We start from the raw sequence: 14,686 nt of genomic DNA, 5'->3' as shown, positions 1-14,686 counted from the left end.
TTTAACTACTAATACTCAACTGCAAACTATCAAAGGTCTCACTAGTAACTAGCATTAAATTAAAGAGTTTTTGATAATTTTATTGACATTTTGATGCTATTGAGGTACGTTGTTTAGGTCAAAGATAAAGGGAACACTGCTATTCCTATCACCACCAATAACGAGAACTTTAGGCATCTGAGCCCCACCTTCTCGCCAAGCTGCGATCGCTTCTTTCTGGAGCACTAGTTCACCCCCTTGAGCTTTGAGGGTTTCGGCCAAAAGTCGTTGGGCTTCTGCTTTACCCTGAGCGCGATTAATTTCTGCTTGAGCTTCTTGCTCAGCCTGCTGTGCTATATAGACAGCTCGTTGGGCTTGTTGTTCAGCTACCTGTTTTTCTTCAACTGCCTTGGCAAATTCCCTAGAAAAATTCAGGTCAATGACACTAGTATCCAATACTTGGACATCATACTTGGCTAACCGTTCGCCCAAAGCCTTATCAAAATCTTCCTTTAACTGACTCCGTTGGGTAATCGATTCTTCAGCAGTACGAAGTGCGGCAGCAATTTTAAATGACTCTTGAGTCTGAGGGGCAATAATTGTCGCCACTAGATTCTGTAGAGTTCCTTGTTTTCGCCTGATGCTAACCACTTGACTGGGATCGAGGCGGAAGTTGATGGCAAATCGAGCGGTCAAATCCTGAAGATCCTTTGTGGAACTCTGGGCTGGGACTTCAAACTTCTGTACGGTGACATCATACACATCGACTATAGAGACGAAGGGCAGTTTGAAGTGGAGACCCTCAAGCAGAGCGCCATCTCTAGCTTTACCCAAAATACTAAGGACTCCAGCCTGACCGGGATTGATAATTACAAAACAATTAAAGGTGAGGAGAATAACTAATGCTGCGATAATCCCCCCCACTAAAGATTGCCAATTTTGTGGATTTTGGTTCCTCAAGTTTTAATCTCCTTTTAAATTATCCCCCGGATGAATCACAGGGGAATTAAGCCCTGATGTTACCAGATCGGGCATTTGCTAGATATCGTAAGCCTTATGGCATCATATCTTCAGCATACTAGAAAAGTTCGTCTATCAGCTATCAGCTATAGCAAAGGGAACAGGGAACAGCGGATCTGGGAACAGGGAGTAGGGAGTAGGGAGTAGGGAGTAGGGAACAAAATTCTCAGCAATTCCTACACGGATTGCTATATTAGCTATCAGCTTATGGGCTACGCCCACGCTACACCGAACAGCTTATGGGTCACACAGGCTAGAAGCCTGTGCCACGCTAGTTGAGGTGCCACGCTAGTTGAGGTGCCACGCTAGTTGAGGTGCCAAAGGCCAACGGCTGACCGCTGACCACTGAGGGCTGACCACTGATAGCTGACCGCTGACCGCTGACCACTGACGGCTGATCTCAAAACCCTATATCTTCCCTAGCTAATTGGGCTGCTAAAAATACTTCTTGATCGGACTTTTGTTGCCAATCTAGCTCCCCAATTTCCTGATAAAATTGTTGATCGTAAGCACGAGTCTTGACTACCACTGGCATTGGTACGGCATGTCCTAAAATTAAGGCTTGTTGTTTAGAATCGAGCTTGGCCAATACCGAACGCAAACTTTGGCCACCAGACACCCCAGTAAAAATTGCTTCAATATCTTTATCATCATTTAGCAAACAGGTAATCCGAGTTCCAATTTGAGACATGACTTCGTTATCAATTCCAGAAGGACGCTGGTCTACGACTAACAAGGTTACAAAATACTTGCGCATTTCACGGGCAATAATCCCAAAAATTGTTTGCCTTACTGTGGCTGGATCTAGGAAACGGTGGGCTTCTTCAATGGTAATCACTAGGGGACGGGGGCGATCGCTGGCATTTTTTGACTGCAAAAATATCTCGGCTTTTCTGACATAACTGCTATGAATACGACGGGTAATTAAATTAGTAGCTAACATATAGGAAAGCATGTTGGATTGGGAACCGAATTCTACGACAACATGCTTCCCAGCATCGAGAGATTCTAAAATTCGCTTGACATAATTATGGGGACAAGCACTACGGATATATTTTAATTCATCCAATCGGCTTAATTTGCGCTGTAATGCCATAATTGAGGACTTGTTGCCTCGTTTTACTTCGCAAAATTCCTGGATTTCTTCATTGGTCATGGAGAGCAGTTGCACAATCCAGGATTTGCCAAATTCATTGCGTAAAATAATGGCATTTTCTAGACTAGCTTCAGAAAGATTTAACTCTCCTCGGACTAGGTTGATATCTTCTACTTCAATCTGGTCATAACTCAGATAAAGCTCTTGGGCATCCCGAATCCCTCGTCGTCTGGTGGATTCTGGGTCGAGGGTATAAACTTGTACCTGGGATGGAAAAAGCTGACGCAATCCTTTGACTGTACTAAATTGTTTCCCTTCCGATACGGCTTCCCAGCCATATTCCGAGTGCATATCAAAAATTAAATTTACTGCTGCTTGCCTACGGATAATCCCAGATAGCAGTAGCCGAGTTAGAAAGGATTTACCGGTGCCAGATTTACCAAAAACCCCGTTACTGCGTTCTACAAACCGATCTAAGTCAATGCATATGGGGACTTCCATGTCAAGGGGTTGACCAATGGAAAAATTCCGGCGATGGGGGTCATCTTCTGAGCCAAAGACTGCCCGAAAATCCCGTTCACTGGCATCGTATACTTGAGAAAAATGGCTGGGAATTGTTTTTACTGGTAACAATTCCATCTCTTCGCTACTTTGAGCTTGAAAGGAGCCTAAGGGACTTTTTCCATTTAGTTCCACTGGCGGTTGTGACTGGGATTTTTGTGGCGTAAACATTAGCATCGGGGTTAAATTAATCGTACCGTAGGTGCCACTACCTGCGAGTACATCCCGTAGAAAGTCATCATTGGGATTAGGAGGATTAACCAGAATCCGCTGACTGGAGGTTCCCAAAGAGACATCGGTGAGCATACAGAAGAAACGCGATCGCATTCCCTGAACCACCAGAAATTTCCCCACTCGCATATCTTCTACGGAGACATCGGGGTGTAATCGCACTTCCAATCCAGCAGACAGAGAGCCTTGAATAACTGAACCTAAAGGTTGACTTAAATCCATTACCATAATTCTAGGACTATTGCAATCCTAAATCATTTGGGTTATTAGGGAGTAGGGAGTAGGGAGTAGGGAGTAGGGAGTAGGGAGTAGGGAGTAGGGAGTAGGGAGTAGGGAGTAGGGAGTAGGGAGTAGGGAGTAGGGTGCGTTAGGGGTGGGATTGCCATCATATTCAAGGTCCAGCGCCAGTAGCCCCGTAACGCACCACTTTTCTAGGCAATAGGCAAGCTAGCAAGCTAGTCCGCCCCGTAACGCACCATCGGGTCAAACTGACCACTGACCGCTGACTGCTAACCGCTGACGGCTGACCGCTGACGGTAAATCTGATTAATCGATCTCAATTGATGTGGGTTGAGAATCACTGGGACTATCGGAAACTAAAGGTTTGCGATAATCAGCATAGATGCGATCGCGCCAAGCAAAAAAGGTTTCATAGAGGTTACTATCGGCAAAGCCAGGAATCCCTTGACCTTTATATTGCTGGGGGATATCGAGATAATTCCCATCGGGGAATTTCAGGAGCAGACTTAAACCGGCTACGGCAAAATCTGCTAAGCAAGGGGAGTTGCTGACTAGATAAGGACTATCCAGGAGCAATAGACTCAAGGCTTCTAGGTCTTGCTTGAGACCATCTTTGGCTTCCTTGACGGCATCAGTGCCACAACCGACACCAAACCCTAGAATATCTAAAAATTCCGAGGGTACGGAACCAACTACTGTTTTGAGCACATCCGGGGTTTGGTTCGGTAAGACCGATTTGCGGAAGTCGGGATTTTGACTCAATGCGCCATAGACCACTTTCCGGCTCTTGGTACCAATGGATTCATCTGCCCATTCTTCGATCAGTAAGCAGAGTCCTCGTTCTTTGGGATCGCTGGGGATGATGGGTTTGTCGGGATATTTGCGATCCAAATACATTGCGATCGCAGTGGAATCGCTAATCACGGTATCCCCATCTTTTAGCACTGGTACCTTACTTTGACCAGACAGTTGGAATAGTTCTAACTGTCCTACTCCTGGGGTTACCTCAATTTTGCGATAGTCCAGCTCTTTGTAATCCAGAATCAGTCGTACTTTCTCTGAGTATTGGGACAATTCAAATTGATACAACTCCAGCATTTTGGATCTCCTAGCTGTTGATGTGGGACACTATGCTACTCTAGCGTTTTCACATTCCTCTTCCCACACTTCCCACACTTCCCACACTTCCCACACTCCCCCTTCTCTTCTCCCGATTCCCGATTCCCGATTCCCGATTCCCTTCCTATAACTCCAACGAAACCCCTACTTTGGGAGTGATGACTTTGGTAGGCAGGTTCTGCTGGAGGAGTTGCGATCGCAATTCTTCGAGACTCCCCACTTCCCGCAGCACAGAAGCCAAAACCCCTTGATACTCTACAATTTCATCGGCTGCTGTGGGCAGAAAGACTTGGGGTTGTAACCATTGCGCCAACTGCAGTGCTGTTTTATGGCCTTGAATGACTGGCCCTAGTAACGGTAATTCTAAGGTCACCGCTGGGCTAATCACGATATCAACTGGGGCATAATCCTTGACTTCAGCAGGGGGATAGCCATGAGGTTCGTAGTAAAGACTTTTACCACTATCCAACTGCTTGATCAGATAGGCATTTTCCTGCTGGAATGGACCAATGGGTGCTCCTGGCAAGGCTCGGATTTCTATGTGATCTCCTAACGCAACGGTTTCACCAGCAGTAAGGGTGGTTACCTGGGTATAACCTAGCTGTTTGACTACCTTTGCTGCACTAGTAGAGGCCACCACTGGAATAGTTTTGTCTAATTTTTCCAAGGTTGGGGTATGGGCGTGGTCCTCTAAGCCTTGAGAGAGCAAAATTAGGTCAATTTTATCCGGAATGCTATTAAGTGCTTCCGGTTTGTCCCCTTTAAAGAACCAAGGTTGGTTGCCAAAGACCAATGAACCTACTAACCAGGGGTCAATCAGAATTCGTTGCTCTGGGAGTTCCAGTAGCCAGCTGTTTGCGCCGAAATGGGTGAGATACATACCAGTCAGAGAAGCTTCTTTTGCCTTAACCAAAACTACGATAACGCTTTTTAGGGAATCGGGAATCGGGAATCGGGAATCGGGAATCGGGAACAGGGAACAGGGAACAGGGAATAGGGAACAGAAAAAGTTAAACCCTTAAACCTTCAACTTTCAACTTTCAACTTTTTAACCTTAAACTTGACAAGTTTCATCATCCTCTTCAAAATTAACCCCTTCGTAAATATCACTAAAGTTAAGTTTAAAGTCGATAGTACTTAATTCCAGAATTGCTGCTTCTGAAGTTTGCTCAGTAAGTAACCATTGTCCTTCACTGGTTTTGGTATGTTGAATCACATGATATCTGGCCTGATCTATCAATATATATTCCTTAAATTGGGGAATTGAGCGATAGTAGAGAAACTTCTCTCCTTGGTCATAGTTTCTAGTAGATTTGGATAATACTTCAACAATTAGCAAGGGATTCATGACAGTCGTCTTACCTTTGCCGGTATAGATGGGTTTCCCCTGAATTACCATAGTATCAGGATAGGTATACTGGCTATAATCAGGTATCCACAATCGTACATCACCGATATAGATATCGTATGCTTGTCCTTTTAAGGCAAACTTCAAGTGAGCTGCAAAATTCAGAGCAATTTTATTATGATTTGTAGTGCCTCCAGCCATCGGTAAAATTTCTCCATCCCGATATTCACTTTTATAATCAGCAGCTTCTTCTAGTTCTAAATACTCGTCTGCTGTGTAGTAGCGTTTTTTATCTTTTAATAGCATAGTGCTTTCCTTTGAGAATTTAGAATTTAGAATGAAGAATTTAGAATGGAGAATGAAGAATGAAGAATGTAGGGTGCGTTAGGGGCGGGCTTGCCCTCATTTTTAACTTCGAGGGCCAGTATTGGAATAGCCCGCCCCGTAACGCACCACCAAGTAGAATGGAGAATGAAGAATGAAGAATGAATGGTGAATTGGAAATTCTGCCTTCTGCCTTCTCCCTTCTGCCTTCTGCGTTCTTAGAGGAGATCTGAAAAGTTTTTTGATACTGAATTTTGCCCCCCTAGCCCCCCAATTCTGGGGGGAAAAAGAATCAATTTGCTGGTAAAAGCCCCCAAAATTGGGGGACCAACGGGGGCTTAGATGTAGCAAATGAGACTTCTCAGACAACCTCTTAATTCTCAATTCTTAATTCTACATTCTTAATTCTCAATTCTTAATTCTACATTCTTAATTCTTAATTCTACATTCTACATTCTTAATTCTACATTTCATCCCTAGGAAGATCGCCTAGATCAAAAACAATGATGAATTCAGCATCAGGCATTAATCGTTTCAGAGCCTTTAAATGCCCTTCCGCATCAGAACGATTGCGAAAGCGACCAACAACAACTCGCTGCATCTTTGGTAACAGGCGAACGATGGCCCACGGGTGTAGGCGGTGATAGTAAGTCATAATTGGGTTGTCTCCTTTTATGGGGCGATCTAGAGCCAGCCTAGAGATTTTGGACTGTCAGTAGGCTGGCTCTTCCCATGGACGTTTTTCATCCACTTTTATAGTATAACATAAAAAACGCTATATTATAACATATTTAAAAAATTTTTGTAACAAATTCTTTAGGGAGTAGGGTGTGGGGTATGGGGTGTGGGGAGATGGGGAGATGGGGAGATGGGGAGATGGGGAGATGGGGAGATGGGGAGATGGGAGTCAGATCAGTTTTGCTAGCATGCCTATTGCTAGCATGCCTATTGCCTTTTGCTAGCATGCCTATTGCCTTTTGCTTATAATTAATACGGTTATCTTTTAATCAAAATCAGACAAATGTCTATCCAACAAATAACTACCGAATATATTGCCATAGATCCTGACTATTGTTATGGTAAACCCCGCATCGCTGGGACAAGAATGCCTGTTGCTGCTATTGCTGAAATGTATTTGGAGATGAAAGAATCTTTAGAAGAAATTGCTCACAAGTATGATCTGTCCTTAGCCCAGGTTCATGGGGCAATGGCATACTATACCAAAGGGAACAGGGAACAGGGAACAGGGAACAGGGAGTAGGGAGTAGGGAGTAGGGAAAAGGGAACAAAAATTATCACAATTCATTTAGGATTGGTATATGATGAGTATCAGGAAGACATTGACCGTCACACCATGGAAACTGATAGAGTTGTTGAACAAATAAAGGGAAATAGTCCTACTTCAACGTTTCAGGAACAATGGAGACAGATCAGGGGTGAAAGATAAGGGACTTGCGTGTAAAAAAAATACCAATTCAAGTAGGGTGGGCAAAGTAATATTATCTAGAAGACTCATTTGAACGAAACTGTGTCTTGATGCAGTCGCTCATGGGGGAAACCCCCAAGACCGCGCTGCATCGCTTTTTGCCCACCCTACAAGCTCTATCTCCCACACACCCCACACCCCACACTCCCCACACTCCCTACTCCCTACTCCCGACTCCCTACTCCCTACTCCCTACTCCCTATCTCCCTAACATTTCCAAATAAGCCTTTTCCATTTCCCTAGTAAATTCCTTACCATTCCACAAGGGCGCAGTTTGTCGAGATTGTCGCAGTTTCCAGGAAATTTGTTGTCTCAGAGCAGGGTCTTTACCTAAGCGAATCCCCCACTCGATATACTCATCATCTGTCCAAGCAATGCCTTCCGTTATTCCGGCATTCATCATCATGGTGTAACTGTTGCGAGCAACAAACTGTTCTGATACTTTTAACCCGGACAAACCATGACATCATAGACATTGCTGTCTAGGGTGTCAGATACGCTGAGTACTACATCCCCAACATTGTTGAGGAAGGTGGTATCCCACATCGCCTTCAGGAATATCCCAACGGCTCCATTGAAATCTCGATGGATTTCATAATTACATTTTGGACATTTGAAATTCTTATAACTACCAAGTTTTCTATGAATATGTCCACATTTTGTACAGGTTTTTGAAGTGTACTCTTCTGTCATTCTCACCAATCGGGAACCATACCGGTTACACAGATGTTCTAATATTTGCGAAAACTGATAAAATGCCCAGGTCATCATAGCCCTAGCCGTTTTACTCCTCAATTTACGCTTTTTCTTTACAACCATCTGAGAAGTCTCAAATGTAGGCAAGATAATTACGTCATAGTTTTTTGCTAAATACGAGGCAACTTGTTTATGGATTTCAGTTCTTAGATTTTTAATCTTAGTTCTGAGTCTTTCCATTGCCGCTTTTAGTCGATAACGTTTATGCTTGTTTTTGTGTCCCTTAGCCTGATCGTGATTACTTTTTATTTTGTCTAAATGAGAGCAAAGTTTGGCTATCCTCTGAAAGTCATCAATTCCAAATTCAAGAAATTGATTTCCATCAAATCCTGTCATGAATGTTCTGACGCCAGGGTCTAAAGCTACCACTTTTCTGGTAAGAGTAGGCTCTGTTGTAAATTCAACTGGAAAATGAGCGAACCATCTTCCTTTGTTGTAAGTCAGTTCCGTAGAACCGTCTGTCAATATACAGTGATTATTACCTTTGAACTTAGGCTTCGGTAAATGTTTAGTCGTGGAGACCATCCATCTTCCCCCTTTGTAAGCTGTTGGATCAAACTGAATTGTTTGTTTTTGATCCCTTACACTACGGAACTTTGCTAACTTTAGACCAGCTTGTGGATTGGACTTTCTTTTTTTACCAAAACCTATGAACTTCGGTTGTTTAGCCGTTCCCTTCCAAGCTGTATAAGCTTCCATGGAAGCGTTATCTAGTATTTTAGAAACATTTAGGCTTTTGCACCACTCAGGGATTAACCCAGATTGTTTTAACCAAGTTCTAAAGCCATGTTTTCCTCCTTTCTTTCCTACCTTTGTATAACCCTGGTTCTTATTCAGTTGCTCGATTGATATGTTGTAAACTTTCCTGACAGCGGCGACCCACTTCTTCCATATTTTCTCAAGATCCTTGTTTGGATATACTCGGTAAGTCGTTGTCTTCAAGGATTTTGTTTTTATATTTCCTGAGTCCATACAATCGACAACTGAAGACATGGATGACCGCGAGTACATCTTCAACCATTTCTTGTTCTGGGCTGAGGTTCTTTTCGTCGAGAACCAGTATTTTGGTTTGGAATTTAGAACACAGCCATGAGATAAGATCGAACCCAAAGCGACAAAGCCTATCTTTGTGGGCAACGACAACATACTTGCAAGAACCGCCGATAACTCTGTCCAGTAAGGCTTGAAGACCAAATCTTTTAAAGTTGAGTCCGCTCCCGATGTCTTTGATGATTTCTGCGTCTGGATAACGAGACTGGAGAAACTGTACTTGTTGTTCAAGATCGTTCTTTTGAGAGCGGCTTGAAACTCTGGCATACAAGATAGTAGATCGGTCTCTCCTAATTTTTTCTGATGGGATAGAGACAACTGAATTGAGGTCGTATCTTCTTTGTCCCCCAGGAGTTTTGATCCCTTGAATTTTACCTGACTCAAGCCATCGTTCAAGTGTTTTGGTACTAACCCCGAGCCTGTTGGAGGCGACTCGGGGAGGAACGTAATTGACTGATCCATCCATCTGAAGCTGTTTGATCTGTTACTTTCTCACTGTAGTCTATGATGTCCGTAAATGTCAATTATGTCGGGGAAATTGTTTAACAGGAAGTACTCCCACTCGGGTGACTAGGGGAATACCCATCCAGAGGGTTTCCAGGGTAGTGGTGGCTCCATTGTAGGGATAGGTATCTAGTACCACATCGGCAATGCCTAAGTTGGCACGATGAACAGCTTCCGTAGGTACTTCTGGTAGAAACCGTAAGCGATCGCACTCTACCCCTTCTTCTTCAGCAATCTGGTTAAAGAACCGTTTGATCGAGTCTTGGTCAGATTTGCCTTTAATCAAAAAGTAGCTATTGGGGACGGCTTTGATAATTTTCATTTGCAGCCTTGTGGTATCGGGATTGCGCTTGTATCCCTTCTGACTACTGAGATAAATGGTGGCATCGTTGGGAATATCCAGGTGGTCCCGACGTAAGCTAGGTACACCCACTTCAAACCCATCCACAGCAATATAGGTTTGGGGTAAGCGCCAGATTTTCTCGGAATAGTACTCCTGAGCCGAATCCGGTAATACGTAGGGGTCAGCAATCACGTAATCAATGGCAGGTAATCCTGAAGCATCCCACCCTAGCCAAGTGACTTGTACTGGTGCCAGTTTCAGAGCCATGACTGCACAGCTGATATCCAGGGTGATGCTATCCAGGTCAATTAAAATATCCAGTTGATCCTGATAAACCTGCTCAGCCACATCTAGAACATGAATCCCTAATTTGCGAGGATGGTCTACTTGATTGATATACCACTCTTGGAGGTTATCGTTTACTAGCTTATAGTCTAGGAAATAGCCATAAAGTTGAAACCGCTCCCGGTCATGATGCTCAAACAGCCAACGAGCTAGCCACCCCACAGAATGCCTTCTTAAGCAATGACACAAGTATCCGACTTTTAAGGGTCTAGTAGTTTTTACTCCCTGCTCAATTCCCCCGTGCTCAATTCCCCCCTTATTAAGGGGGGTTAGGGGGGATCCCTGCTCCCTGCTCCCTGCTCCCTGCTCCCTGCTCCCTTGATTAACGGATCCATACCACTCCGCTCTTTCCTTGGTATAACCCCGAATATTCCTCTCGAACACCTCAGCGATTTGATTCAAAATTGGTCTAAAATGGCCAGGCTCGTCCTGAAAATGAACCAGAGGAAAGAATGGGGTAAGCAAACGCAGAGTCTCAACATCAGACAAGTTAGCTGGTTGTTGCTTAATTAAGGAAACCAGCAGTGATTCTAGGGTCTGGCAAGCCGCAGAAACCTCCTGCCAATAGCCCCCCGCATTCATTATCCCCCGCAGTACCAAGTTAATTCCGGAGATTTTGTCTGGTAAGGATTCCGATAAGGAATAGCACAACTTAGCGGTTTCTATGCCCTGGTCATAATTACGAGCATCTTGATAAAAGGTAGCGAGATGTCTTAATATTTCTATATTATGAGGATTCTGAAGATTTAAGGAGCGATAACGTTCCAGAAAACTAGCAGCAATGGTCGGTTGCTTTAAAGTATGACCAATTTTCATACAGGCTGACAGCAACGGCCAAAACCAAAACTCAGGATTAGGCAGGTAAGCTAAGCAAGCTTCGGTGAATGCTAGGGAGGCTGGATGCAATGGTTCGGCTTCTAGTATCTGCTCTAAAACCTCTTTTAATAACTGCTGATTGCATTCTACTGTTGGCTGGGTTTGTAGCAGTTCAATCACCCCCAGCTCCGTCAAGTCATCACCCCTAAAGGTTTCTAGCTTGATGCTTAGGGCAATAATTTCCAAGAGATTAGTCAGGTTCGTGGGGCAAATTTCCCGCATATGCTGGCGGATTGCCCAGGCTAGGGCATCATCCCCTAACTCCTGCCTGCGCTCAGCTTCCGTTTGCAACACCTGGAGCAGTTCCTCAGTCCAACTCTCCACTTGGTCTGACTCCGCTTCCGCCATCACCAGCAGCCATGTGGTTTGGGCTTCTGTCTCTTGACCCTGCAACATAAACAGTAACCCTAAATGCCAGTAGTAGGCGATCACATCCGGTTCTGCTTCAATCGCCTGTTCGTATAAACTTGCGGCTTTACTGTAGTTTCCCTGAATTAGATATTGCTCCGCTTGTTGCTGCCAGTTAGTCATACTTTTGTGCTATTTAAATTAAAGATATCACCCCATTTTCTAATACCATTCAAAACGTGATTAGGGTAATTGTCATCTAAAGTATTTCCATAAAACAAAGTGGGTAGAACCCTCTACCCACTCTCACTAAATATAGAATTTTAGGTGATTAAAACTGTCTCACTAAGGTTTTAGCCTAAGTATGTATCAATCACCTTATAACTTCTTCCATTCGTCGTTGCACTCGGGCTGCTCATCAACAATCTTGATTTCTGCATCTGCAGCCTTGACACCGCCTGTAAGTCCCACAGCTTTTTTAGCTTCACACAATATAGCCAAAGTGGTTGCCTCACCGGTCTCTTTTATCTGACCTAAGATTACGACCCCTTGATATGACTTAAGCGAAGATTTCTCATCAATATCCTCAGTGCCCTTCTTTCTTGGGTCTGCATAGTTAGAGACGTTTTTTTCCGCATCGTCGGTTTTTAGTCTGTACAGGTAGTTGTCAGTCTCTTTGGCAATGCCAAGACCTAACTCACCAAAATTATCAATTTCAGTTACAAATTCATTGTTTTCCAAGTAGTACGCTTGCTGAGCTCTATTCATGGAACCTACATAGGTTTTAGCTTCTGACTGCTTGGCTTTATTCGCTTGGTTCAAGAAAGAAGGCAGAGCAATGGCGGATAGAATTCCAATAATGATGATTACAACCAGTAGTTCAATTAGGGTAAAACCTTCGTCTTGCTTTTTCTGGGTCAGGTGCTGAAGCAGTTTAACTTTTAGATCAGTTTTCATAAGTCTTTCTGGAGGTGTGGGATGCTGATTTATTGTAAGTATTCAGCGGTCAGTGGTCAGTGGTCAGTGGTCAGCTTATTTTATTCAAAAGTCAAGTAATGTGGCACAGGCTTCCAGCCTGTGATCACCCATAAGCTGAAAGCTGTTCGCGTAGCGTGCGCGTAGCGCTAATCGCTGACCGCTGATAGCTGAATGCTTATGAATTGTTTTCTTCTAGACTTAACTTACCCACTTGTTTCAATTTTCATATCATCTAGGGGAAAAAATTTTTTGAGGTGTGGGGAGTCGGGAGTCGGGAGTCGGGAATCGGGAGTCGGGAGAGTAGATGTAGATATAGATGTAGGGTGGGCAGTGGATCAGCAAGATCAGATCAGCAACCGATAGCTAAAGTAAGCACTGCCCACCACCAACGGATGAATCGGTCTGGTTTTCATTAAGATTGCTATAGTAAGCAACTTTTAGATTAGGACTTACGCATTTGCCCCCGTGGGTCCCCCAGCGAGCAATCCCTCGCTGGGGGACTTTAACTCAATTTCCCCCCAAAATTGGGGGGCTAGGGGGGCGAAATCAAGTTAACCGCGTAAGTCCTGTAGATTAATGGGATTGACCTTTGGTCACGCTTCGCGAACGCAAATCTCACATAAACCAGCACTGGTGGGCAAAATTCTATGATCTAGACTACTGCAAACTACCAAAGTGTTTTTGCCCACCCTACAAGCTGACGGCTGATAGCTGATAGCTGATAGCTAACAACACAAGTTCCCATAAATTCTCAACACCTTCGAGCTATGGTTCAGTCCAACACCACCATTGACGAACAACTGCGCCCTTTTCCAGACCATACCCAATTGCCAGAATCTGATGGAACTTTTGTCAACAACTTTCAGAAACATCCCCAAAGCATTCTTTTGACTGACTCCATCGAGCCGGTCTTGCAAGAGCTTCACCCGGACAATCGCTATGCCATCGGTCAAGATTGTGGGATTTACTGGCGGGAGACTAACCCCCCCGAAAAAGGTGCAGAAGCCCCGGATTGGTTTTATGTGCCTGACGTGCCGCCCCGACTGGATGGCCAGATTAGACGCTCTTATGTACTGTGGCGGGAATATATAACACCTTTGATTGCCCTAGAGTTTGCATCGGGTACAGGGGCGGAAGAACGGGATCAAACACCGTTGCAAGCAGTAGATGGCAAGGTTCAAAAACCAGGTAAATTCTGGGTATACGAGAAAATTATTCGCATTCCCTATTACGGTATATTTATGATCAATACCGGGGAGTTGGAAGTGTACCACTGGGAAGATGGCACCTACGAGCGCCTGAGTCCTAACGAGCGCAACCACTATCCCATTAATAGAATGAATGTAGAACTAGGGGTGTGGCGAGGCACGTATCTCGGTCTAGCGGAACAACCTTGGTTGCGATGGTGGGATCGAGAGGGAAATCTACTATTGACTGGCCAGGAGCGAGCAGCGTATGCGGAGGCTCAAGTCCAGCAGGAGCAACAAAAGCGGCAACAGTTGGTAGCACAATTAAAGGCTCTTAGTCCGGAACAACTTCAGGCATTAGGAATCGATGCGGGACTTTTGGAGTAGGGAGTAGGGAGTAGGGAGTAGGGAGTAGGGAGTAGGGAGTAGGGAGTAGGGAGTAGGGAGTAGGGAGTAGGGAGTAGGGAATCGGGAATCGGGAATCGGGAATCGGGAATCGGGAATCGGGAATCGGGAATCGGGAACCTTCAACCTTCAACCTACCAACCTTCAACCTTCAACAAACTAACCTTCAACCTCCTAACCTTCAACCTTCAACCTACCAACCTTCAACCTACAAACCTTCAACCTTCAACCTCCTAACCTTCAACCAATACGTATCCATAATTCTCCAATCCCATCAATGCCTCTTTCACCGTATCAAACGCCTTCTGATCAGATATGGACTCCAGTGTTACCGGATCCACTGGGCGCAATCTCTGCCATCGTTCTACTAAAGATGGCATCGACTGAGGGGAATCGAATAGGGGTAATAGACAAGAGGCAACGGCACTGTCTACCAGAGATTGAACTCCACTCACTGGCAGATACCTACTGATTTCAAAAGGCTGTAATT

17 protein-coding genes and 2 pseudogenes are annotated in these 14,686 nt (G+C 44.5%); 4 read left to right on the top strand and 15 right to left on the bottom strand.

Annotated features, from left to right (window positions below; genetic code table 11):
- Positions 1–96: 96 nt before the first annotated feature.
- From F6K49_RS20790 to F6K49_RS20770, 5 genes are all read right to left on the bottom strand, one after another.
- Positions 97–939 (bottom strand): prohibitin family protein, encoded by an 843-nt coding sequence (locus tag F6K49_RS20790; RefSeq protein ID WP_293061758.1) that lies wholly within the window; start codon positions 937–939, stop codon positions 97–99.
- A 135-nt stretch (positions 940–1,074) separates the two neighbouring features.
- Positions 1,075–1,221 (bottom strand): hypothetical protein, encoded by a 147-nt coding sequence (locus F6K49_RS20785; protein WP_293017662.1) that lies wholly within the window; start codon positions 1,219–1,221, stop codon positions 1,075–1,077.
- 178 nt (positions 1,222–1,399) lie between these two features.
- Entirely contained in the window at positions 1,400–3,109 is a 1,710-nt protein-coding gene (locus F6K49_RS20780; protein ID WP_293017664.1) for an ATP-binding protein, read from the bottom strand.
- A gap of 44 nt (positions 3,110–3,153) precedes the next feature.
- Complete coding sequence (locus tag F6K49_RS20775) at positions 3,154–3,276, bottom strand: hypothetical protein (protein WP_293045413.1); 123 nt, start codon at positions 3,274–3,276, stop codon at positions 3,154–3,156.
- A 157-nt stretch (positions 3,277–3,433) separates the two neighbouring features.
- Positions 3,434–4,225, bottom strand: a complete 792-nt coding sequence (locus F6K49_RS20770) for a glutathione S-transferase family protein (RefSeq protein ID WP_075901234.1) — start codon at positions 4,223–4,225, stop codon at positions 3,434–3,436.
- A 1-nt stretch (position 4,226) separates the two neighbouring features.
- Here F6K49_RS20770 and F6K49_RS20765 point away from each other — a divergent pair, with 1 nt between their 5' ends.
- A complete protein-coding gene (locus tag F6K49_RS20765; protein ID WP_293045419.1) occupies positions 4,227–4,376 on the top strand; it encodes a hypothetical protein in 150 nt (49 codons plus the stop codon).
- Here the strand turns inward: F6K49_RS20765 and F6K49_RS20760 are convergent.
- The 3 genes from F6K49_RS20760 to F6K49_RS20750 form a co-directional block, all read right to left on the bottom strand.
- On the bottom strand, positions 4,371–5,126 hold the full coding sequence (locus F6K49_RS20760; protein ID WP_293099715.1) for an MBL fold metallo-hydrolase: 756 nt from the start codon (positions 5,124–5,126) through the stop codon (positions 4,371–4,373). The two genes, F6K49_RS20765 and F6K49_RS20760, sit on opposite strands and share 6 nt — an antisense overlap.
- A gap of 174 nt (positions 5,127–5,300) precedes the next feature.
- On the bottom strand, positions 5,301–5,900 hold the full coding sequence (locus tag F6K49_RS20755) for a Uma2 family endonuclease (RefSeq protein ID WP_075906794.1): 600 nt from the start codon (positions 5,898–5,900) through the stop codon (positions 5,301–5,303).
- A gap of 481 nt (positions 5,901–6,381) precedes the next feature.
- Positions 6,382–6,573 (bottom strand): hypothetical protein, encoded by a 192-nt coding sequence (locus F6K49_RS20750; RefSeq protein WP_293045422.1) that lies wholly within the window; start codon positions 6,571–6,573, stop codon positions 6,382–6,384.
- Between the two features lie 366 nt (positions 6,574–6,939).
- Here F6K49_RS20750 and F6K49_RS20745 point away from each other — a divergent pair, with 366 nt between their 5' ends.
- Both F6K49_RS20745 and F6K49_RS20740 read left to right on the top strand, forming a co-directional pair.
- Entirely contained in the window at positions 6,940–7,179 is a 240-nt protein-coding gene (locus F6K49_RS20745) for a DUF433 domain-containing protein (RefSeq protein WP_293069860.1), read from the top strand.
- A gap of 287 nt (positions 7,180–7,466) precedes the next feature.
- Entirely contained in the window at positions 7,467–7,628 is a 162-nt protein-coding gene (locus F6K49_RS20740; protein ID WP_293099677.1) for a hypothetical protein, read from the top strand.
- On the opposite strand, the pseudogene F6K49_RS20735 reads toward F6K49_RS20740, so the two are convergent.
- The 5 genes and pseudogenes from F6K49_RS20735 to F6K49_RS20715 all read right to left on the bottom strand — a co-directional run.
- Positions 7,604–7,849: pseudogene (locus tag F6K49_RS20735) on the bottom strand (hypothetical protein); the annotation flags it as partial. The gene F6K49_RS20740 and the pseudogene F6K49_RS20735 sit on opposite strands and share 25 nt — an antisense overlap.
- Positions 7,849–9,153: a transposase gene (locus F6K49_RS20730; protein ID WP_293099674.1), complete on the bottom strand. Its 1,305-nt coding sequence runs from the start codon at positions 9,151–9,153 to the stop codon at positions 7,849–7,851. The gene F6K49_RS20730 and the pseudogene F6K49_RS20735, both read right to left, overlap by 1 nt.
- Positions 9,059–9,676 carry an IS607 family transposase gene (locus F6K49_RS20725; protein ID WP_293040124.1) on the bottom strand — a complete coding sequence of 206 codons (618 nt, stop codon included), beginning with the start codon at positions 9,674–9,676 and terminating at the stop codon, positions 9,059–9,061. Before F6K49_RS20725 ends, F6K49_RS20730 begins: the two co-directional genes overlap by 95 nt.
- Positions 9,677–9,730: 54 nt before the next feature.
- Entirely contained in the window at positions 9,731–11,809 is a 2,079-nt protein-coding gene (locus F6K49_RS20720) for an O-linked N-acetylglucosamine transferase, SPINDLY family protein (protein WP_293099671.1), read from the bottom strand.
- A 195-nt stretch (positions 11,810–12,004) separates the two neighbouring features.
- Entirely contained in the window at positions 12,005–12,583 is a 579-nt protein-coding gene (locus tag F6K49_RS20715; RefSeq protein WP_293099668.1) for a type IV pilin-like G/H family protein, read from the bottom strand.
- Between the two features lie 788 nt (positions 12,584–13,371).
- Between F6K49_RS20715 and F6K49_RS20710 the strand changes: the two genes are divergently transcribed.
- Positions 13,372–14,178, top strand: coding sequence for a Uma2 family endonuclease (locus tag F6K49_RS20710; protein WP_293069864.1), 807 nt, complete (start codon positions 13,372–13,374; stop codon positions 14,176–14,178).
- Here F6K49_RS20710 and F6K49_RS20705 read toward each other — a convergent pair.
- Both F6K49_RS20705 and F6K49_RS20700 read right to left on the bottom strand, forming a co-directional pair.
- Positions 14,149–14,322, bottom strand: a complete 174-nt coding sequence (locus tag F6K49_RS20705) for a hypothetical protein (protein ID WP_293069866.1) — start codon at positions 14,320–14,322, stop codon at positions 14,149–14,151. The two genes, F6K49_RS20710 and F6K49_RS20705, sit on opposite strands and share 30 nt — an antisense overlap.
- A gap of 107 nt (positions 14,323–14,429) precedes the next feature.
- Positions 14,430–14,686, bottom strand: a pseudogene (locus tag F6K49_RS20700) (class I SAM-dependent methyltransferase); the annotation flags it as partial.

It is taken from the genome of Moorena sp. SIO3I6 (assembly GCF_010672095.1).
The sequence above is the reverse complement of the archived record's forward strand: the minus strand, read 5'-3'. Positions and strand labels throughout refer to the sequence as shown.

Bases quoted from the DNA above. Each gene is read 5' to 3' on its own strand.
- F6K49_RS20780 (WP_293017664.1), bottom strand. From the start codon at position 3,109: ATGGATTTAAGTCAACCTTTAGGTTCAGTTATTCAAGGCTCTCTGTCT.
- F6K49_RS20775 (WP_293045413.1), bottom strand. From the start codon at position 3,276: ATGATGGCAATCCCACCCCTAACGCACCCTACTCCCTACTCCCTACTC.
- F6K49_RS20770 (WP_075901234.1), bottom strand. From the start codon at position 4,225: ATGCTGGAGTTGTATCAATTTGAATTGTCCCAATACTCAGAGAAAGTA.
- F6K49_RS20760 (WP_293099715.1), bottom strand. From the start codon at position 5,126: ATGTATCTCACCCATTTCGGCGCAAACAGCTGGCTACTGGAACTCCCA.
- F6K49_RS20755 (WP_075906794.1), bottom strand. From the start codon at position 5,900: ATGCTATTAAAAGATAAAAAACGCTACTACACAGCAGACGAGTATTTA.
- F6K49_RS20750 (WP_293045422.1), bottom strand. From the start codon at position 6,573: ATGACTTACTATCACCGCCTACACCCGTGGGCCATCGTTCGCCTGTTA.
- F6K49_RS20745 (WP_293069860.1), top strand. From the start codon at position 6,940: ATGTCTATCCAACAAATAACTACCGAATATATTGCCATAGATCCTGAC.
- F6K49_RS20740 (WP_293099677.1), top strand. From the start codon at position 7,467: ATGGGGGAAACCCCCAAGACCGCGCTGCATCGCTTTTTGCCCACCCTA.
- F6K49_RS20730 (WP_293099674.1), bottom strand. From the start codon at position 9,153: ATGTCTTCAGTTGTCGATTGTATGGACTCAGGAAATATAAAAACAAAA.
- F6K49_RS20725 (WP_293040124.1), bottom strand. From the start codon at position 9,676: ATGGATGGATCAGTCAATTACGTTCCTCCCCGAGTCGCCTCCAACAGG.
- F6K49_RS20720 (WP_293099671.1), bottom strand. From the start codon at position 11,809: ATGACTAACTGGCAGCAACAAGCGGAGCAATATCTAATTCAGGGAAAC.
- F6K49_RS20715 (WP_293099668.1), bottom strand. From the start codon at position 12,583: ATGAAAACTGATCTAAAAGTTAAACTGCTTCAGCACCTGACCCAGAAA.
- F6K49_RS20710 (WP_293069864.1), top strand. From the start codon at position 13,372: ATGGTTCAGTCCAACACCACCATTGACGAACAACTGCGCCCTTTTCCA.